The sequence below is a fragment of the Novosphingobium endophyticum genome (assembly GCF_014640675.1).
GTDB lineage: Bacteria > Pseudomonadota > Alphaproteobacteria > Sphingomonadales > Sphingomonadaceae > Novosphingobium > Novosphingobium endophyticum.
Genome location: NZ_BMHK01000001.1, coordinates 104,817 through 121,416 on the forward strand (window position 1 = coordinate 104,817; position 16,600 = coordinate 121,416).

General features: G+C 66.3%; 16 protein-coding genes. 11 read left to right on the forward strand and 5 right to left on the reverse strand.

Annotated elements, in window-relative coordinates; translation table 11 throughout:
• Positions 1-18: 18 nt before the first annotated feature.
• From IEX32_RS00420 to lexA, 8 genes are all read left to right on the forward strand, one after another.
• Positions 19-1,530 (forward strand): anthranilate synthase component I family protein, encoded by a 1,512-nt coding sequence (locus tag IEX32_RS00420; RefSeq protein WP_188767543.1) that lies wholly within the window; start codon positions 19-21, stop codon positions 1,528-1,530.
• Complete coding sequence (locus tag IEX32_RS00425; RefSeq protein WP_229735756.1) at positions 1,527-2,303, forward strand: phosphodiester glycosidase family protein; 777 nt, start codon at positions 1,527-1,529, stop codon at positions 2,301-2,303. Before IEX32_RS00420 ends, IEX32_RS00425 begins: the two co-directional genes overlap by 4 nt.
• Positions 2,300-2,884 (forward strand): anthranilate synthase component II, encoded by a 585-nt coding sequence (locus IEX32_RS00430; protein WP_188767128.1) that lies wholly within the window; start codon positions 2,300-2,302, stop codon positions 2,882-2,884. Before IEX32_RS00425 ends, IEX32_RS00430 begins: the two co-directional genes overlap by 4 nt.
• Positions 2,881-3,870 carry an anthranilate phosphoribosyltransferase gene (trpD, locus tag IEX32_RS00435; RefSeq protein ID WP_188767130.1) on the forward strand — a complete coding sequence of 330 codons (990 nt, stop codon included), beginning with the start codon at positions 2,881-2,883 and terminating at the stop codon, positions 3,868-3,870. Before IEX32_RS00430 ends, trpD begins: the two co-directional genes overlap by 4 nt.
• A gap of 7 nt (positions 3,871-3,877) precedes the next feature.
• On the forward strand, positions 3,878-4,669 hold the full coding sequence (gene trpC, locus IEX32_RS00440; protein ID WP_188767132.1) for an indole-3-glycerol phosphate synthase TrpC: 792 nt from the start codon (positions 3,878-3,880) through the stop codon (positions 4,667-4,669).
• Positions 4,670-4,747: 78 nt separating this feature from the next.
• Positions 4,748-5,233 (forward strand): cyclic pyranopterin monophosphate synthase MoaC, encoded by a 486-nt coding sequence (gene moaC, locus IEX32_RS00445; RefSeq protein ID WP_188767134.1) that lies wholly within the window; start codon positions 4,748-4,750, stop codon positions 5,231-5,233.
• A complete protein-coding gene (locus IEX32_RS00450) occupies positions 5,230-6,453 on the forward strand; it encodes a molybdopterin molybdotransferase MoeA (RefSeq protein WP_188767136.1) in 1,224 nt (407 codons plus the stop codon). Before moaC ends, IEX32_RS00450 begins: the two co-directional genes overlap by 4 nt.
• Before the next feature lie 84 nt (positions 6,454-6,537).
• A complete protein-coding gene (lexA, locus tag IEX32_RS00455) occupies positions 6,538-7,227 on the forward strand; it encodes a transcriptional repressor LexA (RefSeq protein ID WP_188767138.1) in 690 nt (229 codons plus the stop codon).
• Between the two features lie 27 nt (positions 7,228-7,254).
• On the opposite strand, the gene IEX32_RS00460 is transcribed toward lexA, so the two are convergent.
• The gene (locus IEX32_RS00460) at positions 7,255-9,447 is read right to left on the reverse strand and encodes a ComEC/Rec2 family competence protein (protein ID WP_188767147.1); all 2,193 of its coding nucleotides are present in this window, start codon (positions 9,445-9,447) and stop codon (positions 7,255-7,257) included.
• A 29-nt stretch (positions 9,448-9,476) separates the two neighbouring features.
• On the opposite strand from IEX32_RS00460, the gene gltX reads away from it, so the two are divergent.
• The 3 genes from gltX to IEX32_RS00475 all read left to right on the forward strand — a co-directional run bounded on the left by gltX (position 9,477) and on the right by IEX32_RS00475 (position 12,583).
• A complete protein-coding gene (gene gltX / locus IEX32_RS00465; protein WP_188767545.1) occupies positions 9,477-10,931 on the forward strand; it encodes a glutamate--tRNA ligase in 1,455 nt (484 codons plus the stop codon).
• A gap of 13 nt (positions 10,932-10,944) precedes the next feature.
• Positions 10,945-12,228: a citrate synthase gene (locus IEX32_RS00470; protein WP_188767153.1), complete on the forward strand. Its 1,284-nt coding sequence runs from the start codon at positions 10,945-10,947 to the stop codon at positions 12,226-12,228.
• 145 nt (positions 12,229-12,373) lie between these two features.
• The gene (locus IEX32_RS00475; protein WP_188767155.1) at positions 12,374-12,583 is read left to right on the forward strand and encodes a hypothetical protein; all 210 of its coding nucleotides are present in this window, start codon (positions 12,374-12,376) and stop codon (positions 12,581-12,583) included.
• 1 nt (position 12,584) lies between these two features.
• Here the strand turns inward: IEX32_RS00475 and IEX32_RS00480 are convergent, their stop codons facing one another.
• The 4 genes from IEX32_RS00480 to IEX32_RS00495 form a co-directional block, all read right to left on the reverse strand.
• Positions 12,585-13,973: a sensor histidine kinase gene (locus tag IEX32_RS00480; protein ID WP_188767158.1), complete on the reverse strand. Its 1,389-nt coding sequence runs from the start codon at positions 13,971-13,973 to the stop codon at positions 12,585-12,587.
• Complete coding sequence (locus tag IEX32_RS00485) at positions 13,973-14,923, reverse strand: hypothetical protein (RefSeq protein WP_188767159.1); 951 nt, start codon at positions 14,921-14,923, stop codon at positions 13,973-13,975. Before IEX32_RS00485 ends, IEX32_RS00480 begins: the two co-directional genes overlap by 1 nt.
• A 35-nt stretch (positions 14,924-14,958) precedes the next feature.
• A complete protein-coding gene (locus IEX32_RS00490; protein WP_188767161.1) occupies positions 14,959-16,140 on the reverse strand; it encodes a hypothetical protein in 1,182 nt (393 codons plus the stop codon).
• Between the two features lie 88 nt (positions 16,141-16,228).
• Entirely contained in the window at positions 16,229-16,531 is a 303-nt protein-coding gene (locus IEX32_RS00495) for an Hpt domain-containing protein (RefSeq protein ID WP_188767162.1), read from the reverse strand.
• Between the last annotated feature and the right edge of the window lie 69 nt (positions 16,532-16,600).

Sequence of the window (16,600 nt, forward strand, 5' to 3'; positions counted from 1 at the left end):
CGGGCTTCGATGACTGACATGCGACGCGAGGCGGACCGGGAAGAAGTACTGGCAAGGCTGGCGGCGGGGCAGCCGGCCCTGCTCTGGCGCAAGCTGGTCGCGGATACCGAAACGCCCGTCGCGGCGGCGCTCAAGCTCTTCGAGGACGGGCGCGGCGACTTCCTGCTGGAATCGGTCGAAGGCGGCGAGACGCGCGGACGATACAGCCTGATCGGTCTCGATCCCGACCTGGTGTTTCGCGCCCGCGAAGCCGCCTGCGAGATCAACCGCAAGTGGCAATCGGACCGCGAGGCTTTCGAGACATTGCCGGGCGACAGCCTGTCGGAATTGCGCGGCCTCGTCGCATCCTGCCGTATCGACGTGCCGGCTGAACTGCCCCGTGCGCTCGCCTGCCTTGTCGGCTATTTCGGCTACGAGACCATCGGCCTCGTCGAAAAGCTTCCGCGCGCGCCGCAGAGCCCGCTCGACGTGCCCGACATGCTGTTCGTGCGCCCCTCGCTGATCCTCGTCTTCGACCGCCTGAGCGACGAGATGTTCTGCGTCGCGCCGCTCTGGCCGGATGGGGGGGCGCCCGAGCGCATCGCGGACGCAGCCACCGAACGCATCGACGAGGCGCTGCGCCGCCTCGCCGCGCCAGCGCCTGTCTCGCCGGTCCAGGCCGATCTGCCCGACCCCGTGAAGCGGCCCGTCATGGCAGCCGAAGACTACAAGGCGATGGTGCTCAAGGCCAAGAACTACATCGAGGCGGGCGATATCTTCCAGGTCGTGCTGGCGCAGCGCTTCACCTGCGAATTTACGCTGCCGCCGCTGGCGCTCTACCGCAGCCTTCGCCGCGTGAACCCCTCGCCGTTCCTCTATTATCTCGACCTTCCCGGCTTCGCGCTGATCGGTTCGAGCCCGGAGATCCTGGTGCGCGTGCGCGACGGGGAAGTCACGATCCGCCCGATCGCCGGCACCCGCCCGCGCGGACACACGCCGGCGGAGGACAAGGCCAACGAGGTCAGCCTGCTAGCCGATCCGAAGGAGCGCGCCGAGCACCTGATGCTGCTCGACCTCGGTCGCAACGACGTGGGCCGCGTGGCCCGGCGCGGCACGGTGGAAGTGACCGACAGCTACACGATCGAGCGCTACAGCCACGTCATGCACATCGTCTCGAACGTCGTCGGCCAGCTCGATACCGAAAAGCACGATGCCATCGACGCGGTCTTCGCGGGCTTTCCGGCCGGCACCGTCTCCGGCGCGCCCAAGGTCCATGCCTGCGAGATCATCGCCGAACTCGAACCCGAAACGCGCGGCGCCTATGCCGGCGGCGTCGGCTATTTCGCGCCGGACGGATCGGTGGATTCGTGCATCGTCCTGCGCACCGGCCTGCTCAAGGACGGCGTGCTCCACGTCCAGGCCGGCGCGGGCATCGTCGCCGACAGCGACCCGGACTATGAACAGCGCGAATGCGACGCAAAGAGCGGCGCGCTCTTCGCCGCCGCGCGCGAGGCCGTGCGCGTGGCTGGAGAGCCGGGTTTCGGGCAGTGATCCGAAGCGCCACTGCCTTCGCCCTCCTGCTTCTCGCCGCCTGCTCCTCCAACGCGAGGCAGGAAGACGCGGCGCCCCCGCCGCCCTGCGAGAGCGCCACGTTCGAAGGGGTGGCGCTGACCCATTGTACCGCCACGCCGGGCCGGCACACCATCCAGATGGTGCTCGGCCCCAAGGGCGGCGCGCCTTATCGCAGTCTCTCGCAGCTCGCCATCGACCGGCCCGAAAAGAGCCACGAACTCGCCTTCGCCACGAATGGCGGCATGTTCGACGGGGCGGGTCAGCCGATCGGCTACTACGTCGAGGAGGGCGAGCGCCTCCACAAGCTCAACCGCAATGACGGACCGGGCAATTTCCATATGCTGCCCAATGGCGTCTTCTACGGCGATGCCCGCGGACACTGGAACGTGCGCACCAGCGACGATTTTGCAAGCAACGTCGCCAGGCGTCCCGACTTCGGGACCCAGTCCGGCCCCATGCTGGTGATCGCGGGCAAGCTGCATCCGGCGATCGACCACGACGGCGTATCGAAGAAGCTGCGCAACGGCGTCGGCGTCGATCGGCAGGGGCGCGCGCACTTCGTCATTTCCGACGAGCCGATCTCCTTCGGCAAGCTCGCGCGCTATTTCCGCGACGACCTGAAATGCCCGAACGCACTGTTCCTCGACGGTAGCGTCTCGTCCCTCTGGGATCCGCACATGGGCCGCGTCGACGGCGGACCGCCGCTCGGCCCCTTGATCGTCGTCGAGAAACGCGCGAAGGCGAAACCATGATCCTTGTCATCGACAACTACGACAGCTTCACCTGGAACCTCGTCCATTACCTCATGGAACTGGGCGCCGAAGTTGAAGTCGTGCGCAACGACGCGCTTTCGGCCGGGCAGGCGATTTCCAGCGGGGCAAAGGGCTTCCTGATCTCGCCCGGGCCATGCACCCCGAACGAAGCCGGGATCAGCCTGGACCTGGTGGGCGCCGCCGCCGATGCCGGAAAACCGCTGCTCGGCGTGTGCCTCGGCCACCAGTCGATCGGCCAGTATTTCGGCGGCAAGGTCAATCGCGGCGGGCTGATGCACGGCAAGACGTCGGCCGTCACGCATGACAATACCGGCGTTTTCGAAGGCATCCCTTCGCCTTTTACCGCCACGCGCTATCACTCGCTGATCGTCGAGGACATTCCCGACGTTCTCAAGGTCAACGCCCGCTCCGACGACGGCCACGTCATGGGCTTCCGCCACGAGAGCCTGCCGATCCATGGCGTGCAGTTCCACCCGGAAAGCATCGCCACGCAGTACGGCCACGAGATGCTGGCGAATTTCCTGAAGCTCTGCGGCATCCAGACAAAGGCCGTCGCATGACCCTGCCCGATCCGCTCCACCCGATCGAGGAAGCCGAAGCGGAAGCGGCCTTCGGCGCGATTCTCGACGGCGAAGTGTCCGAAGCTGCCATCGCCGAATTTCTGATCGCCCTTTCCGACCGGGGCGAGACCGCCAGCGAGATCGCCGGCGCGGCGCGGGCGATGCGGGCGCGGATGCTCCCCATATCCGCGCCGGAGAACGCCATAGACGTCTGCGGCACCGGCGGCGATGGACACCACACGCTCAACGTCTCGACCGCCGTATCGCTGGTCGTCGCGGCCTGCGGCGTGCCCGTCGCCAAGCACGGCAACCGCGCCGCCAGCTCCAAGGCAGGCGCGGCCGATACGCTCGAAGCCCTCGGCCTCGATCTCGACCGTGCGATGGAAACGGCCGAAGCGACCCTCAACGACCTCGGCATCTGCTTCCTCTTCGCCGGGAAGCACCATCCGGCGATGGGCAGGATCATGCCGATCCGCAGGAAGCTCGGCCGCCGCACGATCTTCAATTTGATGGGTCCGCTCGCCAATCCCGCGCGGGTCAGGCGGCAGCTGGTCGGCATTGCCCGGCCCGCCTACGTGCCAATCTATGCCGAAGCGATCCTGCGCCTCGGCACCGAGCACTCGCTTGTCGTGTCGGGCGACGAAGGGCTGGACGAACTCAGTCTCGCCGGCGGCAACGAACTGGCCGAGATCCGGGGCCAGGAACTCTCGATGCGCCGCGTTTCGCCGGGAGACGCGGGGCTGTCGGCCGCTCCGGTCGAGGCGATACGTGGCGGCGACGCCGCCTACAATGCCGACGCCCTGCGCCGCCTGCTGATGGGCGAGCCCGGCCCGTATCGCGATGCCGTTCTGTTCAACGCCGCAGGCGCCCTGATCGTCGCGGGAGAGGCGCAGTCCTGGCAGGAAGGCGTGGAGGAAGCGGCCGAGGCTATCGACAAGGGCCTCGCCAATGCCCTGCTCAACTGCTGGATCGCAGCGCTCAGATAGGCCGACAATGTCCGACAAGCTCACCGAGATCTGCGACACCAAGCGCGAGGAAGTCGCGGCGCGCAAGACGCTCGCCACTCTTGACGACCTCGATGCGCGCGCCGCGCTGCAGACCGCTCCGCGCGGGTTCGAGGCGGCACTACGCCGCAAGGCGGAAACCGGCTTCGCGCTGATCGCCGAGATCAAGAAGGCCAGTCCCTCCAAGGGTCTGATCCGCCCCGATTTCCGGCCGGCCGAACATGCCCTTGCCTACGAAGAAGGCGGCGCCACCTGCCTCTCGATCCTGACCGACGCCCCCTATTTCCAGGGGCACGAAGACTACCTTGTCGATGCCCGCGCGGCCGTTTCACTGCCCGTCATCCGCAAGGACTTCATGGTCGATCCCTGGCAGGTCGCCGAGGCCCGCGCGATCGGCGCCGATGCGATCCTGATCATCGTCGCCGCGCTTGACGATGCGCTGATGGCCGAGATCGAGGCCGCCGCGCTCGAACGGGGCATGGACTGCCTCGTCGAGGTTCACGACGAAGCGGAAATGGAGCGCGCCGCGCGGCTCATGTCACGCCTGATCGGCGTCAACAACCGCGACCTCAAGCGCTTCGTGACCGACATCGCCACGACCGAGCGCCTCGCTCCGCTCGCCCCTGAAGGCACGCTGCTGGTGAGCGAAAGCGGCATCAACTCCCACGCAGACCTGCAACGGCTGTCGGCCTGCGGCGCTCGCACCTTCCTGGTCGGGGAAAGCCTGATGCGTCAGGCCGATGTGGAAGCGGCGACGCGCGCGCTGCTGGGCGGCGTGTAGGTCAGATCGTTCGTGCGGGCTGTCCTGCGCGGCAGAAGTCTGCCATCGAACCCTCATGACGGAATTGCGACTGCTGACATGAACAAGAGCCTCACCCATGTCGATTCGGACGGAAACGCCCGCATGGTCGACGTCGGCGCCAAGGCGGAAACCCAGCGCCTTGCCATAGCCTCGGGCCGGATCGCGATGTCTGCGCAGGCGCTCGAAGCGATCCGCGCGGGCAATGCGCCAAAGGGCGATGTTCTGGGCACCGCGCGCATCGCCGGGATCATGGCGGGCAAGAAGACCAGCGAGCTGATCCCGATGTGCCACCCGCTTGCAATCGATGCGATAAACGTCGATTTCGGGTTCGAGGAAGGCGCCATCCGCGCCACGGCGACGGCAGCGATCACCGGCAAGACCGGCGTCGAAATGGAAGCGATTACAGCCGTTTCCGTCGCGCTCCTGACAATCTACGACATGGCCAAGGCGTTCGACAAGGGCATGGTCATCGGCGAGATCCGCCTGATCGAAAAGCGCGGCGGCAAGTCCGGCGTCTGGCGCGCGCCGGATCTCGAGCGATGAGCAAGAAGAACGCACCGATCCCGCTGGAGGAAGCCCAGGCTCGCCTGCTCGCTCTTGTCGAGCCGCTGCCGGTCGAGCGTGTCGACGTCGAAGGCGCCATCGGCCGCTATCTTTCCGAACCGCTCCAGGCGCGGCGCACGCAGCCGGCCGCCGACCTTTCGGCGATGGACGGCTATGCCGTGACGGCCAGCGACCTTGCCGGTCCCTGGCGCGTGATCGGTGAAAGCGCGGCCGGGCATCCCTATGCGGGCACGGTCGGCCACGGAGAGGCCGTGCGCATCTCCACCGGCGCGATTCTGCCCGCCGGAGCCGAAGCGGTGATCCTTCAGGAAGATCTCGCGCGCGACGACGGGCGGATTTCGCTTACCGGCGAGCTTCCCTCTCCTCCCCACAAGCATATCCGCCGCTGCGGCATGGATTTCTGCTTCGGAAACGAAGTAATGGCGGCTGGGGTGAAAATCGGCCCCGCGCAGGCGGCGCTCGCGCTCGCGGCCGGGCATCGGCACTTGCCCGTGCGCCGCATGCCCAAAGTGGCCGTGATCGACAGCGGAGACGAACTCGCCGCCGATCCGGAAGCTTGCGAAGCGCATCAGATCCCCGCCAGCAACGGCACCATGCTCGCCGCGCTGTTTCGCGGCCTCGCGGTCGAGGCCCGCCGGATCGGGCCGGTCGCTGATACCCTCGATGCGCTGACCGCCGCTTTCGACGCTGCCGCCGACTGCGACGTCATCGTCACCAGCGGCGGGGCCTCGGTGGGAGACCACGATCTGGTCCGCCCCGCGCTGGAGCAATGGGGCGCCCGGCTCGACTTCTGGCGAGTGGCGATCAAGCCCGGAAAGCCGCTGCTCGTAGCCACGCGCGAGCGCGATTCGGCGCGGCAGATCATCATCGGCCTGCCTGGCAATCCCGCCTCCAGCATGGTGACGGCCTACCATTTCGTACTGCCGCTGCTGCGCGCATTGCTGGGCGCGGACAAGCCCCTGCCCATGCAGATCGCGACCCGGCTCGGCGCACCGGTCAGGGCCAACGGCTCGAGGCGCGAATTTCTGCGCGGGTTCTGGGATGGCGAAACGGTTATGCCGACGACCTTGCAGGACAGCGGCGCCTTGGCCGCGCTGGCCGCGAGCAACGTCCTGATCGACCGCGCCGCCCATGCCCCAGAGGCGGACGCGGGTGAAGAGGTTCGCGGGTTCCTCCTCCAGAATGGCGGTATTGCTTGACGTTCCAGAATTCGTTGCTTAATTGTTCTCTCATTGTTCACAGGCGGAACATCGCCGGGGCAGGCAGCAGAAGAGGCAGCGAAGATGTTGACGCGCAAGCAGCACGAATTGCTCAGGTTCATCCAGGCCCGGCTTGAGGAAAGCGGCATCTCGCCCAGCTTTGAGGAAATGAAGGAAGCGCTCGATCTCAAGTCGAAATCGGGCGTGCATCGGCTGATTTCCGCGCTTGAGGAGCGTGGCTTCATCCGCCGCCTGCCCAACCGGGCCCGCGCGCTCGAAGTGTTGCGCCAGCCCGAGGACGTGTCGACGAAGGCGGCGGCGCAGCCTGCCCCCGCAAACGATCCCACCGCTTCGATCCGCGCGCCGCAGCGTATGCCCGAGCCGGCGAACGACGTGGTGGAGATCCCGCTCCATGGGCGCATTGCCGCCGGCGTACCGATCGAAGCGCTCGAAGGGCAGACTACCCTGCCGGTTCCGGCCGCCCTGCTGGGTGCCGGCGAACACTATGCGCTCGAGGTGTCAGGCGACTCGATGATCGAGGCCGGCATCCTCGACGGGGACTTCGCGCTCATCCGCCGTACCAATACGGCGCGCGACGGCGAGATCGTGGTCGCGCTGGTCCGCGGCGAGGAAGCGACGCTCAAGTATCTGCAACGCGATGGCGGCATGGTGCGGCTCGTCCCGGCCAATTCGGCTTACGAGCCACAGATCTTCGGGCCGGACGAAGTCGAGGTCCAGGGCAAGCTTGCGGGGCTGCTGCGCCGCTATCACTGATACCGGGGACGACCGTTAGCGTCCTTGCTACCGGCTCCACTGAGGGCGTCGCCACCAGCCGTGGTCGCCCTGCCCGCGGGCTACCGTGTCCACTTTCCGGTCGGCCAGTCTGATCGCAAGGCCGCCGGTTTCATCGAGCATCCGCCGATCCGCCTTCAGCCAGCGGGGCCGGCAACTGCGGGGCAGCCAGCGATCGGCGATGACGATGTCCGCCTTGTCGCAGGCCGCGGCAAGGGCGCGTTCGGGCACTGCGTCTCGGCTTCGGGCGATAAGCAGGTCCCAGGCCATCCCCTCGCGCACGAGGCGGACCGAGCAGAAATCCCGGTTGCACCGCGCCCTCGGCCAGCTTGCGAGGGGCTGCGGCTCGCCTTCCATGCCGGCGAGTTCGAGAAGGTTGTCCCGCACATAGTCGCTGCGCGTGTCCCGCAAGGTGATGAGGCGGGCGCCCTTGTCCACGACGAGGCCGACATGACGCCCATCGCCCGTGACCAGCACGTCCGGGGGCGTAAGCATGGTAAGCCAGAAGGCGCCCAGCCCCGCCGGAACCAGGCCAAGCAATCTGATCCGTCCGCTCCACAGGCCAAGCCAGAGACCGCCGGCCACGAACAACAGAAAAGCACCCGTCCCCATCGCGGGCAGCAACGATACCGCGCCAGGACGCGAGCTGATCCAGTGCGCGAGCCCCAGCAGCAGATCGATGGACTGCCCCGCAAGCCACCAGAAGGGAGCGCCGAGACCGGCAATGTCGAGCACGAGCGCAATGGCGACGAGCGGCATGACCAGAAATGTAGTCAGCGGGATTGCCACGACATTGGCCAGGGCCCCGTAAACGCCGCCGCGGTGAAAGTGGAAAAAGCCGATCGGCATCAGCGCCAGCTCGATAACGAATCCGGTCAAGAGCAGCATCGCCAGATGGCGCAGCACGCGAAACGCGATGCCCTCCTCGCGCGGCGCCAGGAAGCGTCGCACCGGCCCTGCCGTGGCGAGCGCGACGATGGCCAGAACCGCGGCAAAGCTCATCTGGAAGCTCGGTCCGGTTAGCGATTCGGGCCAGAGCAACAGGACGAACATGGCGGCGACGGCCAGCATCCTGAGCGAAAGCGCCTCTCGTCCCAGCGCGAGCGCCGCGAGGACCAGCAGGGCGCCGATGCAGGACCGCACGGTCGGCACCTCGGAGCCGGTCAGCAAGGTATAGCCGATCCCGGCCAGGGCGCCGCATGCGGCGGCGGCCACCGGCAGACGGACGCGAAGCGCCAGTCCCGGAGAAAGCGCCAGAACACGCAATGACAGCAGGTAGACGGCCCCGATCACCGCGCTCACATGCAGCCCGCTGATCGAAAGCAGGTGCGCAAGGCCGGCATCGCGCATGGCCTGGGCATCGTCCTCGGCGATGCCGCCCCGGTCTCCGGTCGCCAGGGCAGCGGCGATCCCCGCTTCCGATCCCTCCAGGCGCGCGCGGACGTGGCGGGAAAGCCCCACCCTGGCCCGGGCCAGCAGGCCGCCCCCCGCTTCCGCCTTGAGGACTTCCACCGGCCGCGTCACCGTTCCGCTTGCGGACAGCCCGGAAAACCACGCGGTGCGCGCAAAGTTGTATGCGCCGGGAAAGATCGGCGGTGCGGGCGGCATCAGCCGGGCTTCGAAGCGAATCACCGCACCCGGCGCGACATTTTCCGAATGGAAACCCTCGGGCACGTTTACCCGCACCTTGATCGCCCGGGCCGAACCGGGTTCGCGCATGGCCAGAACCAGACGGGTCCGTTCAAGGGCCGGCTGCTCTTCCACTTCGAGGACGCTGCCCTTGAACGTGCCCGACAGCGGTCCGGCGATCGGCTCCTGACCGACGATGGCGGATCTGGCCCAAACCGTCAGGCAGCCGGCGGCAACCAGCAGGAAAAGCGCGAAAATCGCCTGCCTCAGGTGCGAAAACCCGTCCCGACCACGCCACGGCGATTTCGCGATCATGCCCAGACCCAGGCATCCCAGGATCAACCAGGTCCAGTAACCCGCGTGCGGCAACCCGAACCAGGCCGCGATTCCGGTCCCGAACGCGACGACGAGCCATGGCCCCCTGTCGAATCCGGCATTGCAAAGAAATCGCTCGATGCCGGCCAAACCCCTCGACAAGTGGCTCTCGCTGTTCCATTGCCCATGCTGCATTGCAGCGCTACCGGGCGTTTCCGGAGGCGTGTGCTCATCTTGCGTCGTGGCTTGGCTGGCCATGGCGCGCATAGGAGAGGAAGGTAGTGACAATGGCAAGCGGCAGTGCATCGGGCGGAGCGAACGGCACCAAGGCCGTCGTGACGCGCTTTGCCCCCTCGCCTACCGGCTATCTGCACATCGGTGGCGCCCGCACGGCGCTGTTCAACTGGCTCTTCGCCCGCCATCATGGCGGCAAATACCTGCTTCGTGTCGAGGACACCGACCGTGCCCGGTCGACCGAACCAGCGATCGAGGCGATCTTCGACGGGCTCTCCTGGCTGGGACTGCAGGGGGACGAGGAGCCGGTGTTCCAGTTCGCGCGCTCCGCCCGCCACGCGCAAGTGGCCGCGCAGCTGCTGGAAACGGGCCACGCCTACCGCTGTTATCTGACATCCGAGGAACTCGCCGAGCGCCGCCAGAAGGCCCAGGAAGAGCGCCGCCCGTTCCGGATCGCCAGCGAATGGCGCGACGCCGATCCTTCGACGTTCCCGGCCGACCGGCCCTACGTCGTGCGCATAAAGGCGCCCCGCGACGGCGAGACGGTGATCGAGGATCTCGTTCAGGGCCGGGTTACCGTCCAGAATGCGGAGATTGACGATTTCGTCATCCTGCGCTCCGACGGGACGCCGACCTACATGCTCGCGGTCGTCGTCGACGATCACGACATGGGCGTCACACACGTCATTCGCGGCGACGATCACCTGAACAATGCCTTCCGGCAGCTCGTGATCATAAACGCGATGGCTTGGCCGGTGCCGGCCTACGGCCACGTCCCGCTGATCCACGGATCTGACGGCGCGAAGCTTTCGAAGCGGCACGGCGCGCTCGGTGTCGACGCCTACCGCGATGAACTCGGCATTCTTCCCGAGGCACTGTTCAACTATCTCCTGCGCCTCGGCTGGGGCCATGGCGACGACGAAATCATCACCCGCAAGCAGGCGGTCGAGTGGTTCGACATCGCCCACGTCGGCAAGTCACCCGCGCGCTTCGATCTTGCCAAGCTGCAGAACCTCAACGGGCACTACCTGCGCGAGGCCGATGACGCCCGGCTTGCGGCGCTGGTGCTGCCGCGCGTCATCGCCAACGGGTTCGAAACCGTGGACGAGGCGCTGCTCGAACGCGCCATGCCGGTGCTCAAGGTCCGTGCCAGGGATATCAACGAACTTGCTGAAGGCGCGGCCTTCCTTTTCGCTACCCGTCCGCTCCCCATGAGCGAGAAGGCGCAGGCGCTGCTGACCGGTGAGGGACGCGAGCGCCTCTCCGCCATTCACGGGCGCCTTGCCGGGGAATCGGACTGGACTCTGGAGGCATTGGAAGCCAAGCTGAAGGCAATGGCCGAGGAACTGGGATTGGGCCTCGGCAAGCTCGCGCAGCCCTTGCGGGCAGCCCTGACGGGTCAGACGACCTCTCCGGGAATTTTCGACGTTTTGGTTCTGCTCGGTCGGGACGAGAGCCTGGCGCGCATCGCCGCGCAGGCCGAAGTAGCCGCCGGGTCGCAGGTATAAGGAGTAAGAACTGGTGGGTGATCAGATAAAGCTGTCCGCGGGTAATGCGGATTTCGAATATCCCGTGCTGAAAGGCAGCGTCGGGCCGGACGTGATCGACATCCGCAAGCTCTACGCCCAGACGGGAAAGTTCACGTTCGATCCCGGCTTCACGTCGACCGCAAGCTGCGAAAGCGCGTTAACCTACATCGACGGCGATGAAGGCGTGCTTCTGCACCGCGGATATCCGATCGGCCAGCTTGCCGAGCATTCCTCGTTCATGGAAGTCAGCTACCTGCTTCTGAACGGCGAACTGCCGAGCAAGAGCGAGTTGGAGAAATTCGAACTCACGATCAGCCGCCACACCATGCTGCACGAGCAGCTTGCGACGTTCTATCGCGGTTTCCGCCGCGACGCGCACCCGATGGCGATCATGTGCGGCGTGGTCGGCGCGCTCTCGGCCTTCTATCACGATTCGACGGACATTTCGGACCCCGAGCACCGCAAGATCAGCTCGCACCGCCTGATCGCCAAGATGCCGACGATCGCCGCCATGGCCTTCAAGTACGCGGTCGGGCAGCCTTTCATGTACCCGGACAACAAGCTGTCCTACACCGGCAACTTCCTGCGCATGACCTTCGGCGTTCCCGCCGAGGAATACGAAGTGGTCCCGGCGGTCGAGAAGGCCATGGACCGCATTTTCATCCTTCATGCCGACCACGAACAGAACGCATCGACTTCGACCGTGCGCCTTGCCGGCTCGTCGGGCGCGAACCCGTTTGCCTGCATCGCCGCCGGCATCGCCTGCCTCTGGGGGCCGGCGCATGGCGGCGCCAACGAGGCGGCGCTCAACATGCTTCGCGAGATCGGCACGCCTGACAAGATCCCGCACTACATCGAACGCGCAAAGGACAAGAACGACCCGTTCCGCCTGATGGGCTTCGGCCACCGCGTCTACAAGAACTACGATCCGCGCGCGGCGGTCATGCAGAAGACCGTGCGTGAGGTGTTCGACGCGCTCAAGGTCGACGACCCGCTGTTCGAGACCGCCCTGCGCCTTGAGGAAATCGCGCTCAACGATCCTTACTTCGTCGAAAAGAAGCTGTTCCCGAACGTGGACTTCTATTCGGGCATCATCCTTTCGGCGATCGGTTTCCCGACGACGATGTTCACTGTGCTCTTCGCCCTCGCCCGCACCGTGGGCTGGGTCGCGCAGTGGAACGAGATGATCTCGGACCCCGGCCAGAAGATCGGCCGTCCGCGCCAGCTCTACACCGGCCCGACGCAGCGCGACTACGTGCCGCTCGACCGCCGCTGAAGGTAAAATGGCAAGATACGATAACAAGCCATTGTGGTAATATGAAAAAGCCCTCGCGAAAGCGGGGGCTTTTTTTGACAGCATCCAGCCACAATCTGGCCACCACGCTGCGCCATACCTATCTTGAACCTGAGGGGAACCTGCCATGATAGTTCTCAGGATAGTCGCCTTCACGCTTGGTCTTCTGGCCATCGCCATGGGGCTGCTCTGGCTCGGTCAGGGGACCGGTGTCGTGATGTGGCCCGAGGAAAGCTTCATGCTCGCCGACAGGACATGGGCCGTTCGCGGCGCCATCCTCGCGGCGGTCGGCTGCATCATCGTGTGGCTTGCCCGCCGCGGCAACGGCGGTCGTTGAACTACGCGCCGGGATCGGCCGGCAGGTCGAGGATGAAACGCGCGCCCTGCCCCGGCGCGCTTTCGACGGCGAGTTCCCCGCCCATGGCTCTTGCCAGACTGCGCGAGATATAAAGCCCCAACCCCGAACCGCCGTCGCCACTGCGACCGAGACGTTCGAATTTCTCGAAGATCCTGGCCTGCTGCTCGTCGGAAAGTCCGGGCCCCTGATCGGCGACGATCAGCCGCGCCGTCTCGCCCAGCGGCTCCAGACGAATCCAGATGCGCGACTTTTCCGGCGAATAGCGGATGGCATTGCCGATCAGGTTGAGCATCACCTGCAGCACACGGCGGAACTCGGCGATGGCCGGAAGGCTCTCCGACGTTTGCGGCGATTCGATGACGATGTTCTTTTCCCGGGCGCGGACATTGAGGATGCCCGCCGCCTGACGCGCCACCTCGGACAGGTCGATGCGGTCGGGCGCAGTCGAGAAGTTCTCCGATTCGACCACTTCCAGGTCGGCAAGGTCCTCCAGCAAGTCGAGCAGCAGCTTGCCGGCGCTGGCGATTTCTCCCGCGTAGTCGGCATAGACATCGGCGATCGGTCCGGCGAGGCGCGCCCTGATCGTCTCGGCATTGGCGACGATGCGCGCGACCGGCTGACGCAGCACCGGTGACAGATCCTGGCCGACGAGGCTGCGCCGCAAGGTCGGCTCGATTGCCTTGCTGCTCGCCGTCTTTATGGCCGGCGGCTCGTCCGAAACCAGCAGGAGTTCAAATCCCGCCGGCTCCAGGCCCGGCTGCATATGCGGGATCAGCGTGACGCGCCAGGGCCTGTCCGACCCTTTCACCGTGACCCTTGCGCCATCGAGCAGGCGCCAGTGCAGCGGCTGCTTGTGCGCGACGTTTTCCGGCGGCAGGAAGTCCGTCCACGGCCGTCCAAGACCGGATTCCATCGCTTCGGCGAGTTCGCCAAGCTCCGGACTCTCGGCCACGAACGCGAGAACCCGCTGCGACGCATCAAGCCGGGCCGTTAGTTCCGCGACATGTCGCTCGGTGGTCGTCCGGCGGCGTTCGATACTCCCGGCATCCTCCACCGGTATTGGCGAAACCTGCCAGTTGCGTACGACGATATCGCAGCCTTGCTCGCCCTCCTGCGCGCCTCCGCGTGGTTCCACCTCAACCCAGGCGGTCACCATATCCCCGCCGTCAAAGGCCGAGATCGCCCGCGCCACGCGAAAGCGGCACCGCTTCGCCCTGCGGACGAGTTCCAGCAACTGGGGCACGGCGATCGTACCGGGCAGATCGCCGCCGCAGCGCAGCTGGAGGCCGGCAAGCGGTTCCTCGGCGCTCAGCAGGCAATCTTGTGGATCGCTTATGGCCCGCGCGAGAATGGTTCCCCCTTTTGTCATCAGCCGGCATGATGTCTCGAGGAAAGAATGGCTGCGGCTTGATCGGCGCTGAGGCTGTCAAAGCCGGGCGGCGGGGTAAAGTCGGGGTGAAGCGCAAGGAGTTCCCGTTCGGCAGCCCTCGGCCCCAGACCCGCGATGCGCAGCGCCAGAGCAAGCCTGGCGAGTTGTGCCTTGTGGGTGGAGAAAACCACCGCATCGCGGCCCTGCCCCGACCCCTGCGCCAGCGCAGTGAGGAACAACGCGGCGCCGGCATGGCTGACCGAGAGGCCCGCCGACGCTCCGGTGCCCATGCTCATCACCAACCGGGAAGCCAGCCCAAGGCGGCTGGCGCTCTCATCATGGCTGACCCGGAATTCGTGCTCCGCTTTCGCGGCGCGCTCCGCCATGCCGGCGCCATCGCCAAAATGCGCGCGCAGGGGGGCGAGCATCGTCTGGAACAGTTCGCCCGGCAGGTCGCGAAAAGACAGTTTCATCCGCGTTTGCGATTGGCACCAGCGCGCCTGTGCCGCGAGAAACTTCGTCGCCAGCTCTTGTGCCGCACTGTCCCGCGACGAAGCGAGTTCGAGCAGTAGCGGCGAAACCACGGGGTCGACCGCGAGCCAGAGCTGAAGGCGCTCGGTCAACTGCCATTCCAGTGCCAGCGCGTGAAGGTGCGAGAGCAGCGCCGGATTATCGAGAAAGGCGCGTGTCAGGGCGTCCGCTTCGCACGCCGGAAGTTCCCCTCCGTCTCGCTCCGGGGCCGCATCGAGCAGGCCATGGGCAAGGTCCGCCAGCATCCCCCGGATGCGCGCGAGAATCTCGTCGCTGAAGAGGGTGCTGTCCTCCGCCGCGATGAGGTGCCGCAGGATGGGAGGGATCGTCCGTGCCATGGCATCGCCGCGCGCAAGCTCTTCGCGCAGGGCAGTCTCGACGTCTGGCGCGTCGGCCTGGTGAACAGCTTGGTCGATCATCGCCCGGTTATACACCATCTTTGGTTAAACGCGGGTTAGTCTTGCCCGCGCATGGGCAGAGCCAGCGCGGCAAGGACCAGACCGATCGACAGGACTTCGATGGTGATCTGCACCTGCCCCACAAGCGCCGCCAGCGCCAGCGCCACGCCGAGCACCGCGCGGTCGCGTATCCAGGCAGCTATGCTACCGGTCAGGAGGTTGGGCACCAGCACGAGTAGCAGCATGAGTATGGTCGGCGGGAATATCCACGAAATCAGCGACTCCTCCGGCACCCGTGAGATGGCGGCAAGGCTCAGCAGGCCGATCGTGGCATCGACGAGCCATGCGAGCGCATCGGATCGCGGGATGACCGGCGGCAACTGACCCATCGCCTGTCGCTCGGCAAGGCGCAGCAGCCGCACGCCCTCCACGAGAAGCGACGCGAAGGCCGCGAACAGGAAGCCCCCCCAGATCAGCCCGAACCAGCCAAACCCTCCGGCCATGACGATCACGGCGAGAACCGCGATCGCCAATGCATTGCTGGCGTTACCGGCATGAAGCAGCGACGAGCCCAGTGACAGCACGGCAAGGCGCGCGACCGATCGTCCCGGCGAAGTTCCGCCGGTTTCCGCGAGTTGCTCGTTCAACCACTCGGTTTCGACAGCATAAGCCTCCGCTTCGCTGCGAATGAGGCGCCATCCCGTTCCGACTCGCGCGGCAGACGGCACGTCCCGCATGGGAACCCCCGATTGCAGCGCGATGCGGGTGAGCGCGGAAGGAACGTCGCAGTCGGCCGGCAGTTCGTGCAGGCTCTCTGCCACATGGCCCGGCACGCGCATCAGCCCCGCGGCAGCACGGTTGAGGTCGATCCGTTCAAAACCGGCCGCAAGCGCGCTCTCCACCGGCAATGTCAGCACCAGCGGCACTCTGCTTTCGAACAGCGACACGACCTTGGCCGGGTCGGCGAAAAGCCCGTCGCCGATCACCAGCAGTTCGTCGTTGGCCGTCACGAGGCCGGAAAGCTGCCGTGCGTCCGTGGCGACATAGAATTGCAGGCCGGCGTCTTCCGCCGCATGCTGGAGCGCAATGAGTTCCGGGGACATCCCGCGCGCAACGCAGATCACCCTCTGGCAATCGAGCGCCAGAACCAGGCCGAGCTGATGCTGCGCCACGCTCGCCCCGGCCACCCTCAGAAACGCGCGGGGGAGCGCCTGCCCCGCCCCGGCGGGTTCGGTCATGGCCAGCAACGCGATGCGCAGTTTTCAATCTCCAGCGAGCAGCGCCCATTTAGCACAGGGGGGCGGGGTGCCAAGCGTCGCCAGGAAATCAGTCGGCGGAAAACTCCGCAACGAAAACCTTGAGCCGCCGAACGACGGTAGGCTCGCCGGGCGCGGCGTAAAGCGCTTCCTCGGCGAGGTCGTGCAGCGCATTCGAATGGAAACTCGCGGCAAGGCCCTTGAGGCGCATGGCCGCGATGACCCAGTTTCCATCGCAGCGCGCACGCTCCAGCAGGTCGACCTGACGCGTGACGCTCTCCGCGAAGGTCGCGCGCAACTCCTCGAAAAGAGTGGCATCTCCGCCAGCAGCGGCTGCGAGCGTCGCTTCAAGGGCACCTGCTTCATACGCCATTTTTCCACGGTTAGCCGCAAAGTCTTAAATGAGGGTTTATTGCCGCCTCACTCGTGGTATTCTGGTCAA

Excerpts from the sequence above, each read along its gene's own strand:
- IEX32_RS00480 (WP_188767158.1), bottom strand. The coding sequence starts at position 13,973 with ATGACAAAAGGGGGAACCATTCTCGCGCGGGCCATAAGCGATCCACAA.
- IEX32_RS00485 (WP_188767159.1), bottom strand. The coding sequence starts at position 14,923 with ATGATCGACCAAGCTGTTCACCAGGCCGACGCGCCAGACGTCGAGACT.
- gltX (WP_188767545.1), top strand. The coding sequence starts at position 9,477 with ATGGCAAGCGGCAGTGCATCGGGCGGAGCGAACGGCACCAAGGCCGTC.
- IEX32_RS00450 (WP_188767136.1), top strand. The coding sequence starts at position 5,230 with ATGAGCAAGAAGAACGCACCGATCCCGCTGGAGGAAGCCCAGGCTCGC.
- IEX32_RS00495 (WP_188767162.1), bottom strand. The coding sequence starts at position 16,531 with ATGGCGTATGAAGCAGGTGCCCTTGAAGCGACGCTCGCAGCCGCTGCT.
- IEX32_RS00430 (WP_188767128.1), top strand. The coding sequence starts at position 2,300 with ATGATCCTTGTCATCGACAACTACGACAGCTTCACCTGGAACCTCGTC.
- moaC (WP_188767134.1), top strand. The coding sequence starts at position 4,748 with ATGAACAAGAGCCTCACCCATGTCGATTCGGACGGAAACGCCCGCATG.
- IEX32_RS00460 (WP_188767147.1), bottom strand. The coding sequence starts at position 9,447 with ATGGCCAGCCAAGCCACGACGCAAGATGAGCACACGCCTCCGGAAACG.
- IEX32_RS00420 (WP_188767543.1), top strand. The coding sequence starts at position 19 with ATGCGACGCGAGGCGGACCGGGAAGAAGTACTGGCAAGGCTGGCGGCG.
- lexA (WP_188767138.1), top strand. The coding sequence starts at position 6,538 with ATGTTGACGCGCAAGCAGCACGAATTGCTCAGGTTCATCCAGGCCCGG.
- trpC (WP_188767132.1), top strand. The coding sequence starts at position 3,878 with ATGTCCGACAAGCTCACCGAGATCTGCGACACCAAGCGCGAGGAAGTC.
- IEX32_RS00490 (WP_188767161.1), bottom strand. The coding sequence starts at position 16,140 with ATGACCGAACCCGCCGGGGCGGGGCAGGCGCTCCCCCGCGCGTTTCTG.
- trpD (WP_188767130.1), top strand. The coding sequence starts at position 2,881 with ATGACCCTGCCCGATCCGCTCCACCCGATCGAGGAAGCCGAAGCGGAA.
- IEX32_RS00475 (WP_188767155.1), top strand. The coding sequence starts at position 12,374 with ATGATAGTTCTCAGGATAGTCGCCTTCACGCTTGGTCTTCTGGCCATC.